The sequence below is a fragment of the Sphingomonas endophytica genome (assembly GCF_001476895.1).
Lineage (GTDB): Bacteria > Pseudomonadota > Alphaproteobacteria > Sphingomonadales > Sphingomonadaceae > Sphingomonas > Sphingomonas endophytica_A.
This window is the reverse complement of the sequence record NZ_LDTB01000153.1, coordinates 1-860: the sequence shown is the minus strand read 5'-3', so window position 1 is coordinate 860 and position 860 is coordinate 1. Positions and strand designations below refer to the sequence as shown.

Genomic DNA, 860 nt, shown 5'->3' with positions numbered 1-860 from the left:
TGGCTTCGGAGATCTTAATAAGGGACACCCGACGAGCAGTTCGCGTTCGCGACGCTCCACGCGGAGGGCCTGCGGAAGCAGACGGCCGGACAAGCCGTGGCGGCCACGCCGGAGGTGGTTCAGGTCATGCCAAACAACCGCGGGGCGCTCCGGCATCGCGTGCTCAAGCGCGGCTCAATTGACTTCAATGGTGGTGCCATCGACTGTGTGATCCGCAACATCTCGGAGACAGGAGCCGCGCTCGAAGTCACCAGTCCGGTCGGCATCCCAGAGACCTTCAACCTGGTGATCCCCAGCGATCACACCAACCGTCCATGCCGGGTCGCCTGGCGCCGGGAGCGCCGCATCGGGGTCAGGTTCACGTAATCCTCTGGCCCGTCACGCAATTCCTTCGAGCCGCGCCCTCGCTCGTAGCAAGCGCGAGCGAAGCGATACCCCGGGACAGTGTTCCCGCAGGTCACTTTGCTCACGTACGCTACTAGTCGGCTTGCAGGGTTCATCGATGTTCGTCGCCGTGTTCTCGGTCTTTGCCGCCAGTCGCAAGGACCCGCTTGTCGACATGATCGAGCGCGTGCACGCCGGCTTCCTTGCCGCCGGTCTGGGCGAGCCGACGGTACGCTTCAGGTTGTCCGATCCCCCGCCTAGCGCCGAGATCGCGGCCGTACAGGCGATAGCGGGGACGAAGCGCGTTTCCAGCATCGCTGGGGTGCTCAAGCGCTGGCCCGAACTGGAGCGCTTCGCGAGCACGGCCGGCTCGGTTGGCCCCGGCAGGGCCGAAATCCGCGTGATGTCGAACACGACCGCGACCGGCGCCGTCGAAGCGAGGCGATCTCCGGCCCTTCACCGGAGTGGTTCCGGCC

Annotated in this window: 2 protein-coding genes; both read left to right on the top strand. The window is 65.9% G+C overall.

Going from position 1 to position 860, the window contains the following annotated elements; translation table 11 throughout:
- Positions 1 to 96 precede the first annotated feature (96 nt).
- On the top strand, positions 97 to 366 hold the full coding sequence (locus NS334_RS16460; protein WP_206542691.1) for a PilZ domain-containing protein: 270 nt from the start codon (positions 97 to 99) through the stop codon (positions 364 to 366).
- A 136-nt stretch (positions 367 to 502) separates the two neighbouring features.
- A partial coding sequence (locus NS334_RS16455) for a hypothetical protein (protein ID WP_153002796.1) occupies positions 503 to 860 on the top strand: 358 nt, incomplete at its 3' end.